Source organism: Streptomyces sp. NPDC043854, assembly GCF_056436005.1.
Map to the genome: position 1 here is coordinate 14393 of NZ_JBWKDK010000071.1, position 15663 is coordinate 30055.

Here is a 15663-nt window from a genome sequence, read left to right on the forward strand (position 1 = left end):
TCGCGTGGCCGATCTGGGAAAGATCCTCGTAACGGGCAGCAGCGTGGCGCAGCAGCACCTCGACCGGCTGTCCGCATCCGGATTCCGTGTGCACGCGGTTCCGGGCCTGCTCGGCGAGGACGAGCTGGGCGCGGAGCTGGAGTCCTGCACCGCCTATCTGCTGGGTGGTGACGAGTTCGCCTCGCGCGCCGCCCTCACCCGGGCCAAGTCGCTGAAGGTCGTCGGCTTCCTCGGGGTCGGCTACCAGTCCTTCGTGGACGCCGACGCCGCCGCCGAGCTCGGCATCGCGGTGACGAACACCCCGGGCACGCTCGTCAACAGCGTGGCCGAGTTCACCGTGGGCCTGCTGCTCGCCCAGCGCCGGCAGATCCCCGCGTACGCCGACGACTTCCGGGCGGGGAGCTCGGGCGGCGAGGAGAAGCAGCACGATCTGGCCGGGCACCGCCTCGGCATCATCGGCCTGGGGGCGATCGGCACCCGGATCGCCGAGATCGGCACGCTGGGCCTGGCGACGGAGACGGCGTACTTCTCCCGGACGCGCAAGCCCGAGGTCGAGGAGCGGCTCGGCATCGCCTACAAGGACCTGCCGGGCCTGCTGTCGTGGGCCGAGAACCTCGTCGTCATGGTCCCGGACACCCCCGAGACGCGCGGCATGATCGGGGTGGCGGAGATCGGCCTGCTGCCGCCCGGCGGGATCGCGCTCGTCAACACGGCCAGGCCGTCCGTGATCAGCCCGGCCGCCCTGCTTCAGGGCCTGACCAGCGGCCGCATCCACACGGCCGCGTTCGACGGCTTCTACGAAGCGGACGTCCCGGAGCGCGAGGAGCTGCTGGCGCTGCCGAAGTCCCGGCTGCTGGTCACCGGGCACATCGGGTCGCTCACCCACGACGCCCGCGACGCCATGGCGGTCAAGTGCATCCAGTCCATCGTCAATGTCGTGACGGGAGAGCAGGACGCCTACATCGTCAACGGGAGCCGCTGAGCATGGGCTCCGCACTGGTCGTCGTCGGGGCCGGCGTCATAGGCTGCTCGGTCGCCGCAGCGGCGAGCGACCTCTTCGACCGCTGCATCCTGCTGGACGCCCGCCAGGACACCGGGATGGCGGCGAGCTGGGCGGCCATCGGCGGGATCACCCCGCAGAGCGACGACTTCTGCCGCGGCCCGCTGCGGCGGTTCGCCGAGGCGAGCCGGCAGATGTACCCGCAGTGGCTGGCGGGGCTGGAGGCGGGGTCCGGGATCGCGGTGCCGTTCCTGGACTCCGGTCTCCTGCAGGTGGCCCTCGACCCCGAGGAGCGGCGGCGCCTCGGGGACCAGCTGGTGCCGCAGTGGGTGGAGCAGGGCTTCCGGGTCGAGCGGCTGGATCCGGCGGTGCTGGCGGGGGCCGAGCCGCTGCTCTCGCCGGTGCTGTCGGCCGTACGGCTGCCGAGCGAGGGGGCGCTGGAGCCCCGGGTGCTGATGTCCGCCCTGCGCGCGGTGGTGGGCGGCAACCCGCGGATCGAGGTGCGGTCCGGCACCCGGGTGCGGGCCCTGGCCCCGCGCGGGCAGGGGGTGGACGTCCACCTGGACGGGGGCGGCGTGGTCCGCGGGGACCGGGTCGTGGTGGCGGCCGGGGCGTGGAGCCCCGAGCTGGTGCCGACCCGGCCGGGCGGCCAGTTCCCCGTCCGGGGGCAGGCCGCCGAACTGTTGGTGCCGGGCGCGGCCGGCTATCCGCTGCGCCACCACGTGTACTGCAAGGTGCCGCTGGACGAGGCCACCGTGTCCTCGTACGCGGTTCCCCGCCACGACGGTCGGGTGGTGGTCGGGGTCACGTACGACAAGGGCCGCTGGGACGAGGAGCCGGAGCAGCCCGCCACCGAGCGGCTGCTGGCGGCACTGCGGGTGCTGGTCCCGTCCTCCCGGAAGTGGCGGCTGACCGGCTCCTGGGCCGGGATCCGGCCGGGCACGGCCGACGGCTACCCGCTGGTGGGGCACGCCGATCCCGAGGGCAGGGTGGTCATGGCCACCGGGCACTTCGGTGTCGGGATCACCCTCGCCCCGATCACGGCGGCGCTGGTGCGCAGTGTCCTGGCGGAGTCGGGCCTGACCGCCGAGCAGGCGGAGGCCCTGCGTGTGATGGACCCGCGGCGATTCCTGTGAGGGGCGGTCCGGTTGGCGACGGGTATGAGGGTCGTATGGCGTAGCGCGGTCATGCGGTGGGGGCTGCTGGCGGTGGTGGTGCTGCTGCTGTCCCTGCCGCTGTGGGGGCTCCAGCCGTACGGGAGGAAGTTCGACCACGACAATGCCGGGACCTGGGGGGACTGGGTCAGCGGGCTGGGCCAGGTCGGGGCGGTCACGGCTGCCGTGGGCACGGTCCTCCGCTCCGAGAGCCGTGAGCGCAGGCGGCAGCGTACGGCCGCGGCCGCGTGGATGACGGTGCTGTCCGACGCCGGCCAGCCGTACTGGGCGGTCCAGGTGGAGAACTCCACCTCCCTGCCCGTGTTCCGGTGGCGTGCGGACAGCCCCGACGGCTCGGTGCACCTGTGCCACGAGGAGCTCGGGCCGCTGGTCCCGGGCCGGACGGACTACGAGGTGCCGCTGGCGGTGCAGCCGGACCAGAGCCGGGCGCTGCCGCTGAAGTTCGTGTTCGCAGACAGTGACGGGCGGTACTGGAGCCGGTCCGAGCTGGGGCGCGTCACCGCGGTCCCCGAGCCCGCGACGTGGCACCCGTCCGGCCCCTGACGGTGAGGTGAGATGGCCCCTGACGAAGATTCCGGCGCGCAGGGCACACGCCCGGCTGCCCGCCGCATCAATCCGCAGGCGTCCCGGGGGGCGGGCGAGCGCGTCCCGGAACAGCCGGGTCCGGCGGGCCCCGGCCCCGGGGCGGGCCCGGGCTCCGGCACGGGCTCCGGCTCCGGCACGGGCTCCGGCGCGGGCTCCGGCTCCGGTCCCGGGCCGGGTGCGGCCGGGGCGGACCCCGCGCCCGAGCCGCGTGAACTCCCCGTGGAGCTGGTCCACTACCTGGGCGCGCTGCGCGCGCTGTCGACCACCAGCCGGGACGGGGCCGACACACGGACCGGGAACTTCCCCGACCGCCCGCTGGACGCCGTCTGGATACCCCGGGAGGTCCGCGAGATCGACGCCCTGGCCAGGACCGCCCCGCCGGACGACGAGGACTCCCCCGGCCTGCCCCTGGACGGGGTCGTGCTGCACGGCGCGGGCCGCTCGGTGGTGCTCGTCGGGCCGCCGTGCTCCGGGCGCACCTCGGTCTGCCTGCACTACGCCTCGCTGCTCGCGGAGCGCGCGCTGACCGGCGACCCGCAGGCGCCCGTACCGCTGATCGTCAACGCGCTGGACGTACCGGCGCGCAGCGACTTCGCGGCGATGGCCGAGGTCGTCACCGACGCCGCCGTCTCCCGCTCCGGGATCGGCGTCTACGGGGACACCGCGCGCACCCTGCTGCGGGACTCCCTCGACCGCGCCTTCCTCTTCGTGGACGGGGTGGAGGACGTGCCCCTGCAGTCCCACGCGAGTTCCGACAACTGGTCCCCGCGCACCGTCCTGCAGACGCTGGCGCAGCTCCACGTGCACTACCGGAACCTGCGCGTCCTGGTGACCGTCTCGGATTCGAGCTGGTTCTCCGCCGAGTGCGCCCGGGCGCGCGATGTCAGCGCCTACCTCCTGAGGCCGCCCAGGCAGCGCGACCTCGAGAACTACATCACCGGATGGTTCACCGCCTGATGCCACTTCACGAAGGAAAGCTCTCCGAGCGGCTCATCGCGGCCATCCGCGGTGACAGCGCCCTCGCGGCGGCCGCCCGCGTCCCGTACCTGCTGCACCTCCTGGTCGTCTCCACCGAGCGCAACCACGAGGTCCCCACGTCCGTCGGGCACTTCTGCCGGCTGGCGGCCGAGGAGCTCCTGCACAAGCGGCCCCGCAGACGCACCGCGGACGCCGCCAACCCGTGCCTGCTGCGGCCGGCCTACGACACCGAGATCCAGCGGATCGTCGAGGAGATCGGCTTCTCCATCACCTCGCTGCGGTCCGTGCAGCCGGAGGCGAACGCGATCTCCGCGGCGGCCGTCCAGGACCCGATCCTGCACGCGCTGGGCGAGGACCGCGAATTCCTCGACGCCTTCCCCGCCGTCGTCGACTACGTGCAGTTCCTCCGCAAGGGCCACGGGATCCTCGCCGTCGACACGGCCAGCCGGCTGTCCTTCCGGCAGGACCTCTTCCGCGACTACTTCGCCGGCTGCGCCCTGGCCCGGCGGGACTCCGAGACCCTCGTCGGGCTGTGCCGCCACCCCGGCTGGCACGCCCCGCTGCGCTACTGGGCCAGCGCCCAGACCACGGCCGAGGGGCACCGCCTGGTGACCGGGACCGCGGCCGAGCTGGCGGGTGCCGCCGAGGAGGCCGCCGACGAGGGGCTGCCGCTGTGGCTGCTGGCCGGCGAGCTGCTGGTGGTCCTGGCGGCGGCCCGGCCGGACGCGGAGCCGTCCGGGCTGGTACGGCGGCTGCGCCGGTCCGTGTCGGACGCGGTCGCCGGGGCGGTCGGGGACCGGGCCCGGGACCTGCGGACCCGGGAGCGGGCCGCCACCGTGCACGGCCGGCTCAACCCGTCGACGTGGGAGGAGCGGTGCCAGGCCCTCGTCGAGCGCAGCTGCGCCGTCCCCGCGGGCGCCTACCCCATCGGCTCGACGACACCGCTCAACTCCCGGGACGACAAGTACCAGCACATCGACTGGTATCCGCAGCGCATCGAGCAGATCGGCGCGTTCCGGATGTCGGCGCTGCCGGTCACCAACCGGGACTACGCCGAGTTCGTCGCCTCCGGCGGGTACCGGGACCCCGACTGCTGGCCGGAGGGCCCCGCGCGGCTGTGGGTCATGCACGACACGGACTTCATCGACGCGCCGGACGGTCCGCGCGCCGGGTCCACGAACACCCAGCGGATCCACCTCAGCAAGGAGATGCGCGAGGGCATCATCGACGAGGAGTCCCTTCAGGAGTACGTGGACCAGCTGCTGCTGCGGGAGGTCCCGCTCTACTGGTGGGACCCGCGCTACAACCGGTCCACCCAGCCGGTGGTCGGGGTCAACTGGTGGGAGGCGGTGGCGTACTGCCGCTGGCTGACCAAGCGGCTGCGCGAGCGCGGGGTGCTGGACGCCGACGGCCGCGCCGACCTCCCCACCGAGGCGGAGTGGGAGTGCTCCTGTCTGGGCCGGCCGGAGTCCGCCCCGTACCCGTGGGGCACCGACTGGCAGGACGACATGGCCCACGTGCGCCGGGAGCAGGACTGGACCCAGCGCTCGGTGCCGGTGGGCCTGTTCCCCTGGGCCGCCCGTGAGGACGGCCCCCAGGACATGATCGGCAACGTGTGGGAGTGGACGCGGTCGCTGGCCTGGCCGTACTCCGACACCCGGCCGGGCCGCGAGGACATCGGGGCCCGGGGCGACCGGATCGTGCGCGGGGGGTCGTGGTTCTCGCGGGAGCCGCTGGCCCGGCGGATCCAGTTCCGCTCCTACGACCCGCCGCAGAACGCCTACGTGGACCTGGGGTTCCGGGTGGCGTTCTACCCGCGGTAGCGGCAGGAGGGCCGGGCGGGGTGGTCAGGGCCGCCCGGGGGCCGGGGACTTGAGGCCGGCCACCACCGAGGCGGCCAGGGCGTCGAGGTAGTCGGCCGGGACCTCGTCGCGGACCACCACCTGCCGCCAGTACAGCGGGCCGATCGCGAGGTCCAGCGCCCGGCCGGGATCCGTGCCGGGCGCCAGCTCGCCGCGGGCGACGGCGTCGGACACGATGCCCTCCGCCATCCGCCGCTCCCCGTCGAGGAGGGCGCCGCGTACCGCGTCCGCGATCTCCGGGTTGCGGGCCGCCTCGACGAGCAGGTCGGGGATCACCGCGGAGGCCACCGGGTGGCGCAGCACGTGTGACATGGCCTCCAGCAGGGCGCGTACGTCGCCGTGGAGCGAGCCCGTGGCGGGGACGGGCAGGCCGTCCGCCGCGAAGGCCTCCACCAGGTCCAGGACCAGGTGGAGCTTGGACTTCCAGCGCCGGTAGACGGCCGTCTTGCCGACTCCGGCGCGCCGCGCGATCCCCTCGATCGACATCCGCGAGAACCCGACCGCGGCCAGTTCCGCCAGTACCGCGGCGCGGATCGCCTCGGTCACCTCCTCGCGCAACACGGCGGCCCCGGCGGGGGCGCGACGGGCGGGGGCGGTCGGGGTGGTCGGGGTGGTCGGGGCGGCGGGGTCCGTGGTCATGGACAGAGCATAGCCGGGCACGCCAGAACCACCCCGTCACGACGATACGGTTGCGTTCCGTCGGAGCGGGCCATAACCTCACCGTAGCGACGATACGGATCCGTTCCGTCGTCCAGCACGTCCTGGCCGCCCCGTCGAAAGCGACCCCCGTGACCGTGACCCCAACCGCCCCGGCCGCCGCGAGTCCCGCGGAGCTGGCCGCCGCCCACGGCCTGACGGTCAGCGGCGCCCGCCCCCCGCTGCCGGAGTACGCGCGCCGGCTCTGGGGCCGCCGCCACTTCGTCACCGCGTACGCCACCGCCCGGATGCAGGCCGCGTACAGCACCGCGAAGCTCGGCCAGGTCTGGCACCTGGCCACCCCGGTACTCAACGCGGCCGTCTACTACTTCGTCTTCGGCATCGTCATGAACGCGGGCCACGGCGTACCCGACTACCTGCCGTTCCTGCTGACCGGCGTCTTCGTCTGGGACTTCATCGGCACCTCGATCAACGCCGGCACCCGCGCCGTGCACGCCAACCTGGGCCTGGTCCGCGCCCTGCACTTCCCCCGCGCCAGCCTGCCGCTGGCCTCCGTCCTCCAGCTCTTCCAGCAGCTGCTGGTGACCATGGGCGCGCTCGCCGTCCTGCTGATCGCCCTCGGCCAGACGCCCGGCCCGGCCTGGCTGCTGGCCGTGCCCGTCCTGGCACTGACGGCCGTCTTCTGCGCCGGCTGCGCCCTGGTGATGGCCCGGATCGGCGCCAAGACCCCGGACGTGAGCCAGCTGATGCCGTTCGTGCTGCGCACCTGGATGTACTCCTCGGGCGTCATGTGGTCCATCGAGCAGATGCTCCGCCAGGGCAACCTGCCGCACTGGGCCGCCCTCGCCCTGAAGACCAACCCGGCGGCCGTCTACATCGACCTGATGCGCTACGCCCTCATCGACGGCTTCGACGCGCACGCGCTCCCGCCCCACGCGTGGGCGATCGCCGTCGGCTGGGCCCTGCTCGCCGGCGTCGGCGGGTTCGTCTGGTTCTGGAAGGCAGAGGAGGAGTACGGCCGTGGCTGACCGCGCACCCGCCCTCCCTGCCGTCCCCACCGTCATCGCCGACGACGTCCACGTCGTGTACAAGGTGAACGCCGGCGCACGCAAGGGCGGCGCCACCGCCGCCCTGAGCCGGCTCCTCTCCCGCCGGCCCGCCCCGGGCGGCGTCCGCGAGGTGCACGCCGTCAAGGGCGTCAGCTTCACCGCGTACCGCGGCGAGGCCATCGGCCTGATCGGCTCCAACGGCTCGGGCAAGTCGACCCTGCTCAAGGCGATCGCCGGACTCCAGCCCGTCGCCCGCGGCACCGTCTACTCCCACGGCCAGCCCTCGCTGCTCGGCGTCAACGCCGCCCTGATGAACGACCTCACCGGCGAGCGCAACGTCATCCTCGGCGGCCTGGCCATGGGCATGTCCCGGCAGCAGATCCGCGAGCGCTACCAGGACATCGTCGACTTCTCCGGCATCAACGAGAAGGGCGACTTCATCTCCCTGCCCATGCGGACGTACTCCTCCGGCATGGGCGCCCGGCTCCGCTTCTCCATCGCCGCCGCCAAGGACCACGAGGTCCTGATGATCGACGAGGCCCTGGCCACCGGCGACGCCGCCTTCCAGCGGCGCAGCCAGAAGCGCATCGAGGAGCTGCGCGCGCGGGCCGGCACCGTCTTCCTCGTCAGCCACGGCATCGGCACCGTCCGCGAGACCTGCGACCGCGCGATCTGGCTGGAGGCGGGCGTCCTGCGGATGGACGGGCCCGCCGAGGAGGTCTGCGCCGCGTACGAGGCCCACACCGGCCGCTGACCCTCCCGGCCCCCGCCGGCGGGCGTGGCAGGCCGGGCAGGCGGGGGCAGGCAGGCAGGCAGGCAGGCAGGCAGGCAGGCAGGGGTGCGGCCCTCGGTGGTCACGACGGCCAAACCCTGTGGCGGGCAACGCCTTACACGGCGAGCGGCCCGGAACTCATTGTTCCGGGCCGCTCGTTCACTCAGCCCCCTGAAGGGGCGTCAGCCTTCGGCTCTCAGCTGTGCGCGCGCAGCAGCGACCGCATCGTCCGCATGGCGACCGACAGGTTCGCGAGGTCGAAGTCGTCCGAGCCGCGGATCTCGTCCAGGGTGGTCCGGGCACGGGCGATGATCGCCGCGTTCTTGTCCTCCCAGGCCTTGAAGCGCTCCTCGGGAGTGGCGCCGCTCTCGCCGGCCGCCAGCACGTCGGCGGTCAGCGCCGCGTGCGCCGCGAACAGGTCCTCGCGGATGGAGGCGCGGGCCATGGACTGCCAGCGGTCGCCCCGCGGCAGCTCGATGATCCGGTCCATCAGCTGGGTGATCTCCAGGCGGTCGGCCAGGTCGTAGTACACCTCGGCGACACCCAGCGGGTCCACGCCGGTCCGGTCCGAGATCGCGACGATGTCGAGCGTCGGGAAGGCCGAGGAGAACCCGGCGACCTTCGCCGCCAGCTCCTCCGGCACGCCCTCGCCGGTCAGCTCGTCCAGGACCAGCTGGTACCACTCCAGGTCCGCGCCGCGCACCAGCTTCGGCAGCTCGGCCCAGACCTGGGCCACCCGGTCGGCGAACAGCTCGATGGTCTCGGTGATCTGGAGCGGCTGCGGCCGGTTGTTCAGCAGCCAGCGCGTACCGCGCTCGGCCAGCCGCCGCGAGTGCAGGCGCACCCGGGTCTGGACGCCGGCCGGAACCTCGTTGTCCAGGGCCTCGACCGCGTCCCACACCTCGGCCAGGCCGAAAATCTCGCGGGCGGAGAGCTGCGCCCGCACGATCTCCTCGGTGGAGGCGCCGGTCTCCTCGCGCAGGCGGTGCAGGAAGGTCGAACCGCCGCTGTTGACGGTGTCGTTGACCAGCAGCGTGGTGATGATCTCCCGGCGCAGCGCGTGGGCGGCGATCTGCTCCGGGAACTTCGCGCGCAGCGCGGCCGGGAAGTACGCGTCCAGCAGGCGGCGCAGGTACGGGTCGTCCGGCAGCTCGGTGGCGATGAGCTCGTCCGCCACCGTGATCTTGGTGTAGGCCAGCAGGACGGCCAGCTCCGGCTGGGTCAGGCCCTTGCCGCTGCTCAGCAGCTCGCGGACCTGCCGGTCGCTGGGCAGGAACTCCAGGTCCCGGTCGAGCAGTCCGGCCTGCTCCAGGCGGCGCATGAAGCGCTGCTGGGCGTGCAGCAGGCTGGGCGCCTGGGCGGCGCCGTTGGCCAGGGCGGTGTTCTGCGCGTAGTTGTTGCGCAGCACCAGGTGGCCGACCTCGTCGGTCATCTCCGCCAGCAGGGCGTTGCGCTGCTTGACGGTCATGTCGCCGTCGGCGACGACCGCGTTCAGCAGGATCTTGATGTTCACCTCGTGGTCGGAGGTGTCCACGCCCGCGCTGTTGTCGATGGCGTCGGTGTTGACCTTGCCGCCCTCGCCGCCGGCGCCGGTCCGGGCGAACTCGATGCGGCCGAGCTGGGTCAGGCCCAGGTTGCCGCCCTCGCCGATGACCTTGGCCCGGACGTCCGCGCCGTTGACGCGGATGGCGTCGTTGGCCTTGTCGCCGACCTCGGCGTGCGTCTCGGCCGTGGCCTTGACGTACGTGCCGATGCCGCCGTTCCACAGCAGGTCCACGGGGGCGTGCAGGACGGCCTGCATCAGCTCGGCCGGGGTCATCTTGGTGACGCCCGCCCTGATCCCGAGGGCCTCCCGCATGTGCGCGTTGACCGGGATGGACTTCGCGCTGCGCGGGTGGACGCCGCCGCCCGCGGACAGCAGCTCGGGGTTGTAGTCCGCCCACGAGGAGCGCGGCAGCTCGAACAGGCGCCGGCGCTCGGCGTACGAGACGGCCGCGTCCGGGGTCGGGTCGATGAAGATGTGCCGGTGGTCGAAGGCGGCGACCAGGCGGATGTGCTCGGAGAGCAGCATGCCGTTGCCGAAGACGTCGCCGGACATGTCGCCGACGCCGACGACGGTGAAGTCCTGGGTCTGGGTGTCGTGGCCGAGCTCGCGGAAGTGCCGCTTGACGGACTCCCAGGCGCCGCGGGCGGTGATGCCCATGCCCTTGTGGTCGTAGCCGGCGGAGCCGCCCGAGGCGAAGGCGTCGCCCAGCCAGAAGCCGTAAGACTCCGCGACGCCGTTGGCGATGTCGGAGAAGGTCGCGGTGCCCTTGTCGGCGGCGACGACGAGGTAGGTGTCGTCCTCGTCGTGGCGGACCACGCCCTTGGGCGGCACGACCTCGCCGCCGACCATGTTGTCGGTGATGTCGAGCAGCGCCGAGATGAAAATCTTGTACGAGGCGATGCCCTCGGCGAGCCAGGCGTCGCGGTCCACCGACGGGTCCGGCAGGTTCTTGGCGACGAAGCCGCCCTTGGCGCCGACCGGCACGATGACGGTGTTCTTGACCATCTGCGCCTTGACCAGGCCGAGGATCTCCGTACGGAAGTCCTCGCGGCGGTCGGACCACCGCAGACCGCCTCGGGCGACCTTGCCGAAGCGCAGGTGGACGCCCTCGACGCGCGGCGAGTACACCCAGATCTCGAAGGCCGGGCGGGGGGCCGGCAGCTCCGGGATGGCCTGCGGGTCGAACTTCATCGACACGTAGGGGTGCTGCCCGCCCTCGGCGCCCGGCTGGAAGAAGTTCGTGCGCAGGGTCGCCTTGATCAGCGTGAGGAAGGACCGCAGGATCCGGTCCTCGTCCAGCGAGGCGACCTGGTCCAGGGCCCCGTCCAGCTCCTCCAGCATCGCGTCGATCAGCTCGGTGCCGGCGGACTGGCGGCCGGGCGACATCCGGGCCTCGAACAGCGAGATCAGCAGCCGGGTGATGTGGACGTTGTTGCGGAGGGCGTCCTCCATGTAGTCCTGGCTGAAGGTGGAGCCGGCCTGGCGCAGGTACTTGGCGTACGCGCGCAGGACGACGGCCTGCCGCCAGGTGAGCTTGGCGCTCAGGACCAGGGTGTTGAAGTTGTCGTTCTCGGCGTCGCCCCGCCACACGGCGGCGAAGGCTTCCTGGAAGCGCTCGCGGGCGTCGTCGCCGAGGTAGTTGTCGCCGTTGCCGGCGACGGGCATGCGCAGGCCGAAGTCGTAGATCCAGGCGCTGGTGCGGTCGCTGCGGCGCAGCTCGTACGGGCGCTCGTCGGTGACCTCGACGCCGAGGCGCTGGAGCACCGGCAGGACCGCGGACAGCGAGACCTGCTCACCGGTGCGGTAGATCTTGAACCGGCGCTCGCCGGGGCCGGCGCCGACCGGCTCGTACAGGGACAGCGCGAACTCGCTGTCGCTGGCGGAGAGCCGCTCCAGGTGGCACAGGTCGGAGACGGCCATGCGGGGCGTGTGGTCGGCCTTGTAGCCCTCGGGGAAGGAGCCGCTGTACTTGCGCAGCAGTTCGGCGGCGCGCTCCTCGCCGAGCTCGGCGACCAGGGCCTCGCCGAAGCCGTCGGACCAGGAGCGGGCGGCCTCCACGAGGCGGGCCTCGACGCGCTCGACGTCGGCGTCGGTGAGCGCGGGCAGCTGCGTGCCCTGCGGGACGCGGACGACGAAGTGGATGCGGGAGAGGATCGACTCGGTGTTCCAGGCGGTGAAGTCGACGCTGGTGCCGCCGAGCTCCTCCTTGAGGATGTCCATCAGGCGCAGCCGGACGCCGGTGGTGAACCGGTCGCGCGGCAGGTAGACGAGGGCCGAGTAGTAGCGGCCGTACTCGTCCTGGCGCAGGTACAGCCGCAGCCGGCGGCGCTCCTGGAGGTACAGGACGGAGGTGGCGATCTCGCGGAGCTTGTCGACCGGGGTCTGGAACAGCTCGTCGCGCGGGTAGGTCTCCAGGATCTGGAGCAGGTCGCGGCCGTCGTGGCTGCTCGGCGAGAAGCCGGCGCCCTCCAGCACCTCGGCGACCTTGCGGCGGATGACCGGGACGCGGCGCACGGACTCGGTGTACGCGGCGGAGGAGAACAGGCCGAGGAAGCGGCGCTCGCCGATGACGGTGCCGTCGGCGTCGAACTTCTTCACGCCGATGTAGTCGAGGTACGAGGGGCGGTGGACGGTGGCGCGGCTGTTGGCCTTGGTCAGCACCAGCAGGCGGTGCTCGCGGGCCTTGGCGCGGGCGTCGGCCGGCAGCCGGTTGAAGGACGGGGAGACCGCGTGGGCGTCGTCCTTGCCGCTGTGGTGCGGGTCGGAGCGCAGGATGCCCAGGCCGGTGCCGGGCACGGCGGCCAGGGCGTCGCCGTCGACGAGGTTGTACTCGCGGTAGCCGAGGAAGGTGAAGTGGTCGTCGGCGAGCCAGCGCAGCAGCTCGCGGGCCTCTTCGAGCTCGTACTCGTGCAGGTCGCCGGCGGTCGGCTCGTCGGGGAGGCCGTCGGCGATGCGCAGCGCGGCGTCGCGCATCTTCTCCCAGTCCTCGACGGCCTCGCGGACGTCGGACAGGACGCGCAGCAGGTCGACGGTGATCTGCTTGAGGTCGGCGCGGTCGGTCTCGCGGTCGATCTCGACGTGGATCCAGGACTCGACGAGGGAGTCGTGGGGGCGCGCGGTCTTCGGGCCGTGCGCGTCGCAGTCGGGGCCGAGGATCTCGATCAGCTTGCCGGTGACGTCGCGGCGGACGACGACCTGGGGGTGGATCACGACGTGGATGCCGCGGCCCTGGCGGGACAGCTCGTTCGTCACGGAGTCCACGAGGAAGGGCATGTCGTCGGTGACCACCTCCACGACGGAGTGGCTGGAGGTCCAGCCGTTCTCCTCGACCGTCGGGGTGTGCACCCGGACGTTCGCGGTGCCCTGCGGCCGGTTCTCGGCGAGCCGGTAGTGCGACAGCGCCGCCCCGAACACGTCGACGGGATCCCGGTCGACGAGGTCCTCGGGGGCGGTGTGCAGGTAGTAGCGCTGGAGGTAGGCGAGCGTCGTGTCCTGGTCGGGCCGCTCTTTCTGCTCGGCACCGGTCGGGAGGAGTCCCCCGGCCGGGCTGTGCTCAGCTACCCGGGCCGCCCGCGCGAGCAGCTCGGCCTTTGCTTCGTCCAGCTTGGTCTGCATGTCCTCTGGCTCCTGTCGCGCGCCATTGCGTGACGTAGGTGAAGGAAGAAATGACGTAGCGCCGCACAGCGGGTAGTCCGCCCGGAACCGGCGCCATGTCGTCGTGAGAGCCGACCGGGAGGGATACGGCCGGAATCGGCCAGGCGTCCGGGCGGCAGGGATCAGCGAAGGCCCGGGCACGGTCGTGCGCCGGGCGCAGGCCGGGGGCATCGGTGCCCCCGCGGACTATCGCGCTGATCACGGGTACCAGGCTATCTCGCCCTCCCCCCACCGCGTCACGGTCCGGATCTGTACAAAAGCAAGTCCGGAAGTTTGACGATGTGCGCAGTGACGCGGACCACCGCGCGTGCCAGTGCCTATTCGGCCAGCTCGCGAGCAGTGCGTACGGCCTCTGCCAGGGTGTCCACGACCGGCACACCGGCCGATTCCAGACTGCTGCGGCTGTGCGAACCGCCTGTGTAGAGGACGGCCCGCGCGCCCACGTGGGCGGCGGCCGCGGCGTCGTCGACCGCGTCCCCGATGAGGACCGTGCGCCCGGCCGTCACACCGCCGGCCTCCAGGGCCGCCATGTGCCGGACCAGGTGGCCCGCCTTGGAGGTGTGCGAGGGGCCGGTGCGGCCGTCGACGCGCAGGAAGTGCCGGTCGATGCCGTGCGCCTGCACGAGCGGTACGAGCCTGTCGTGGGGCGCCAGCGACAGCAGGGACTGGGTGAGCCCGTCGGCCTGCCAGTCCCGCAGCAGCTCCCGGGCCCCTTCGGCGAGCCCGACGTGCTCGGCGGCGGCCCAGTAGTGGCGGTGGAACGTCTCGTCCATGACGGCCCACTCGGTCTCGGTGGGCAGCCGGCCCATCAGCCGCTCGTAGAACTTGGGCACCGGTACGACGTAGAGCTCGCGGTAGCGCTCCAGCGTGATCGGCGCGAAGCCGAGCTCGGCGAAGGAGGCGTTCGTCGCCGTGATCACGGCGTCGATGTCGTGGAGCAGGGTGCCGTTCCAGTCCCAGACGATGTGGTCGGCCTTCGGCCCGGTGCTCATGCCAGCAGCCCCGGGATCTCCTGGACGCCGAACCACAGCAACTCGTGGTCGTCGGCTCCGTCGACGGTGAACCGGGCGTCGTCGTCCCCGGCGTCGGCGGCCGTGACGGCCGCGGCGGCCGCCTCGACGTCCTTGACCGCGTCGGCGGCGTCCACGTGCACGGCGGCGGCCGCGGTCAGCCGGACCGGGCCGGCGACGGCGACCTGCCCGAGGGAGGCCTCGTCGATCCCGGGGACGGCGGTGACGGCCTTGTCGGCCACGTCGAGGGCGACGACGACGCGCTTGCGCGGGGCGGCGGGGTCCTCGGCCAGCATCCGCAGCGAGGCGGTGGCGGCCCGGCCGAGGGCCGCGTACTCCAGCTCCTCGATGTCGTCCGACACGTACCACTCGCGCAGCCCCGGCGTGACGGCGTACGCGCGCAGGGGCGCACCGCCCAGCTCACCCGCCTGGTGCACCTCGGCGAGCCCGGGGAGGGTCAGGGGGACGTACACGCGCATGGCCGGCTGCTTTCGGTAGTCGGAAACGCCCTCAGGATACGACGGTGGCACAGCGGCGGCGGAAGACTGCGTGCGGTGACGGCCCCGGTCCCCCTTCGGGCTGCGCGGGCGGCGCCGGAGCGCGTCCACGGCGGGAGGCCCCGCGGCCCCCGGGCGGCCGCCGTACGGGGCTCGGGCCACCCGGATAGGTGAAACGCGCGGGGCCCGCCGGGCCGCCGCTGCTCCGTTGCGAAGCGTGGCGGCCGCCCGTAGAAGATCCCCGACGAAGTTACCGCCCGGTACCGCCGGGCCCGTACGCGTGGGGGACGACCGCCATGACCACCAGGACGACCAGGACGCAGAGGACCAGCAGGACGGCCGAGGCGACCGGGCCGGCGAGGACGACCGGGCCGGCCGGGAACGCCGCCCGGCCCCCCGGCCGCCGCGACCAGCGCCGCCCCGGCCCCCGGGAGGCCCGCCCGCAGGCCTCCCGCGGGCCCCACGACTGGTTCGCCGAACGCCTCCTGGCGGTGATCAGCGGCCAGCGCCCCGTCCACTCCCTGCTCGGCCTCACCGTCGGCCCCGCCTACGACCAGCTGGTGGGCCTGGCCCCGGCCGGCCCGCTGCGCAGCCGCCTGCGCCCGGTGCTGCGCCGCTGCGGGCGCTTCCACGCGGGGCCGGGCGTGATCGAGGCCTTCGCCCGCATCGCCACCGGCGACCGGATCTCGGCGATGGCCTTCCGCCTGGAACAGGGCCCCGACCTGCGCTGGCGCTGCGCGGCCGTCGAGATCCAGGGCCCGCTCCCGTGACCCGCCCGGCCCGAACGCCGCCGGGGGGGGGGGGAGGGGGGGGGGGGGGGGGGGGGGGGGGGGGGGGCTGGGGGGGTGGGGTGGGGGGGGGGGGGGGGAGGGGTGCTC

12 protein-coding genes are annotated in these 15663 nt (G+C 73.3%); 8 read left to right on the forward strand and 4 right to left on the reverse strand.

Annotation, left to right across the window (positions count from 1 at the left end; genetic code table 11):
* Positions 1-4 precede the first annotated feature (4 nt).
* Genes AC068A_RS34050 through AC068A_RS34070 form a run of 5 tightly spaced genes read left to right on the forward strand, consistent with a single transcriptional unit; the run spans position 5 to position 5561 of the window.
* Positions 5-982 (forward strand): 2-hydroxyacid dehydrogenase, encoded by a 978-nt coding sequence (locus AC068A_RS34050; RefSeq protein ID WP_478590153.1) that lies wholly within the window; start codon positions 5-7, stop codon positions 980-982.
* A gap of 2 nt (positions 983-984) precedes the next feature.
* Positions 985-2136: an NAD(P)/FAD-dependent oxidoreductase gene (locus AC068A_RS34055; protein WP_478590154.1), complete on the forward strand. Its 1152-nt coding sequence runs from the start codon at positions 985-987 to the stop codon at positions 2134-2136.
* 24 nt (positions 2137-2160) lie between these two features.
* A complete protein-coding gene (locus AC068A_RS34060) occupies positions 2161-2718 on the forward strand; it encodes a hypothetical protein (RefSeq protein WP_478590155.1) in 558 nt (185 codons plus the stop codon).
* A 12-nt stretch (positions 2719-2730) separates the two neighbouring features.
* On the forward strand, positions 2731-3717 hold the full coding sequence (locus tag AC068A_RS34065) for a hypothetical protein (RefSeq protein ID WP_478590156.1): 987 nt from the start codon (positions 2731-2733) through the stop codon (positions 3715-3717).
* Positions 3717-5561, forward strand: coding sequence for an SUMF1/EgtB/PvdO family nonheme iron enzyme (locus AC068A_RS34070; protein WP_478590157.1), 1845 nt, complete (start codon positions 3717-3719; stop codon positions 5559-5561). The genes AC068A_RS34065 and AC068A_RS34070 overlap by 1 nt, the downstream gene beginning before the upstream one ends.
* 24 nt (positions 5562-5585) lie before the next feature.
* Here the strand turns inward: AC068A_RS34070 and AC068A_RS34075 are convergent, their stop codons facing one another.
* Complete coding sequence (locus AC068A_RS34075; protein ID WP_478590158.1) at positions 5586-6239, reverse strand: TetR/AcrR family transcriptional regulator; 654 nt, start codon at positions 6237-6239, stop codon at positions 5586-5588.
* Positions 6240-6388: 149 nt separating this feature from the next.
* Here AC068A_RS34075 and AC068A_RS34080 point away from each other — a divergent pair, with 149 nt between their 5' ends.
* Entirely contained in the window at positions 6389-7285 is an 897-nt protein-coding gene (locus tag AC068A_RS34080) for an ABC transporter permease (protein ID WP_478590159.1), read from the forward strand.
* Complete coding sequence (locus AC068A_RS34085; RefSeq protein ID WP_478590160.1) at positions 7278-8060, forward strand: ABC transporter ATP-binding protein; 783 nt, start codon at positions 7278-7280, stop codon at positions 8058-8060. The genes AC068A_RS34080 and AC068A_RS34085 overlap by 8 nt, the downstream gene beginning before the upstream one ends.
* A 214-nt stretch (positions 8061-8274) precedes the next feature.
* Here the strand turns inward: AC068A_RS34085 and AC068A_RS34090 are convergent, their stop codons facing one another.
* From AC068A_RS34090 to AC068A_RS34100, 3 genes are all read right to left on the reverse strand, one after another.
* Positions 8275-13239, reverse strand: a complete 4965-nt coding sequence (locus AC068A_RS34090) for an NAD-glutamate dehydrogenase (RefSeq protein WP_478590161.1) — start codon at positions 13237-13239, stop codon at positions 8275-8277.
* Positions 13240-13595: 356 nt separating this feature from the next.
* A complete protein-coding gene (locus tag AC068A_RS34095) occupies positions 13596-14270 on the reverse strand; it encodes an HAD family hydrolase (protein ID WP_478590162.1) in 675 nt (224 codons plus the stop codon).
* Positions 14267-14767 (reverse strand): DUF6912 family protein, encoded by a 501-nt coding sequence (locus tag AC068A_RS34100; RefSeq protein WP_478590163.1) that lies wholly within the window; start codon positions 14765-14767, stop codon positions 14267-14269. The genes AC068A_RS34095 and AC068A_RS34100 overlap by 4 nt, the downstream gene beginning before the upstream one ends.
* 314 nt (positions 14768-15081) lie before the next feature.
* Here AC068A_RS34100 and AC068A_RS34105 point away from each other — a divergent pair, with 314 nt between their 5' ends.
* A complete protein-coding gene (locus AC068A_RS34105; protein WP_478590164.1) occupies positions 15082-15555 on the forward strand; it encodes an Rv3235 family protein in 474 nt (157 codons plus the stop codon).
* Positions 15556-15663 lie beyond the last annotated feature (108 nt).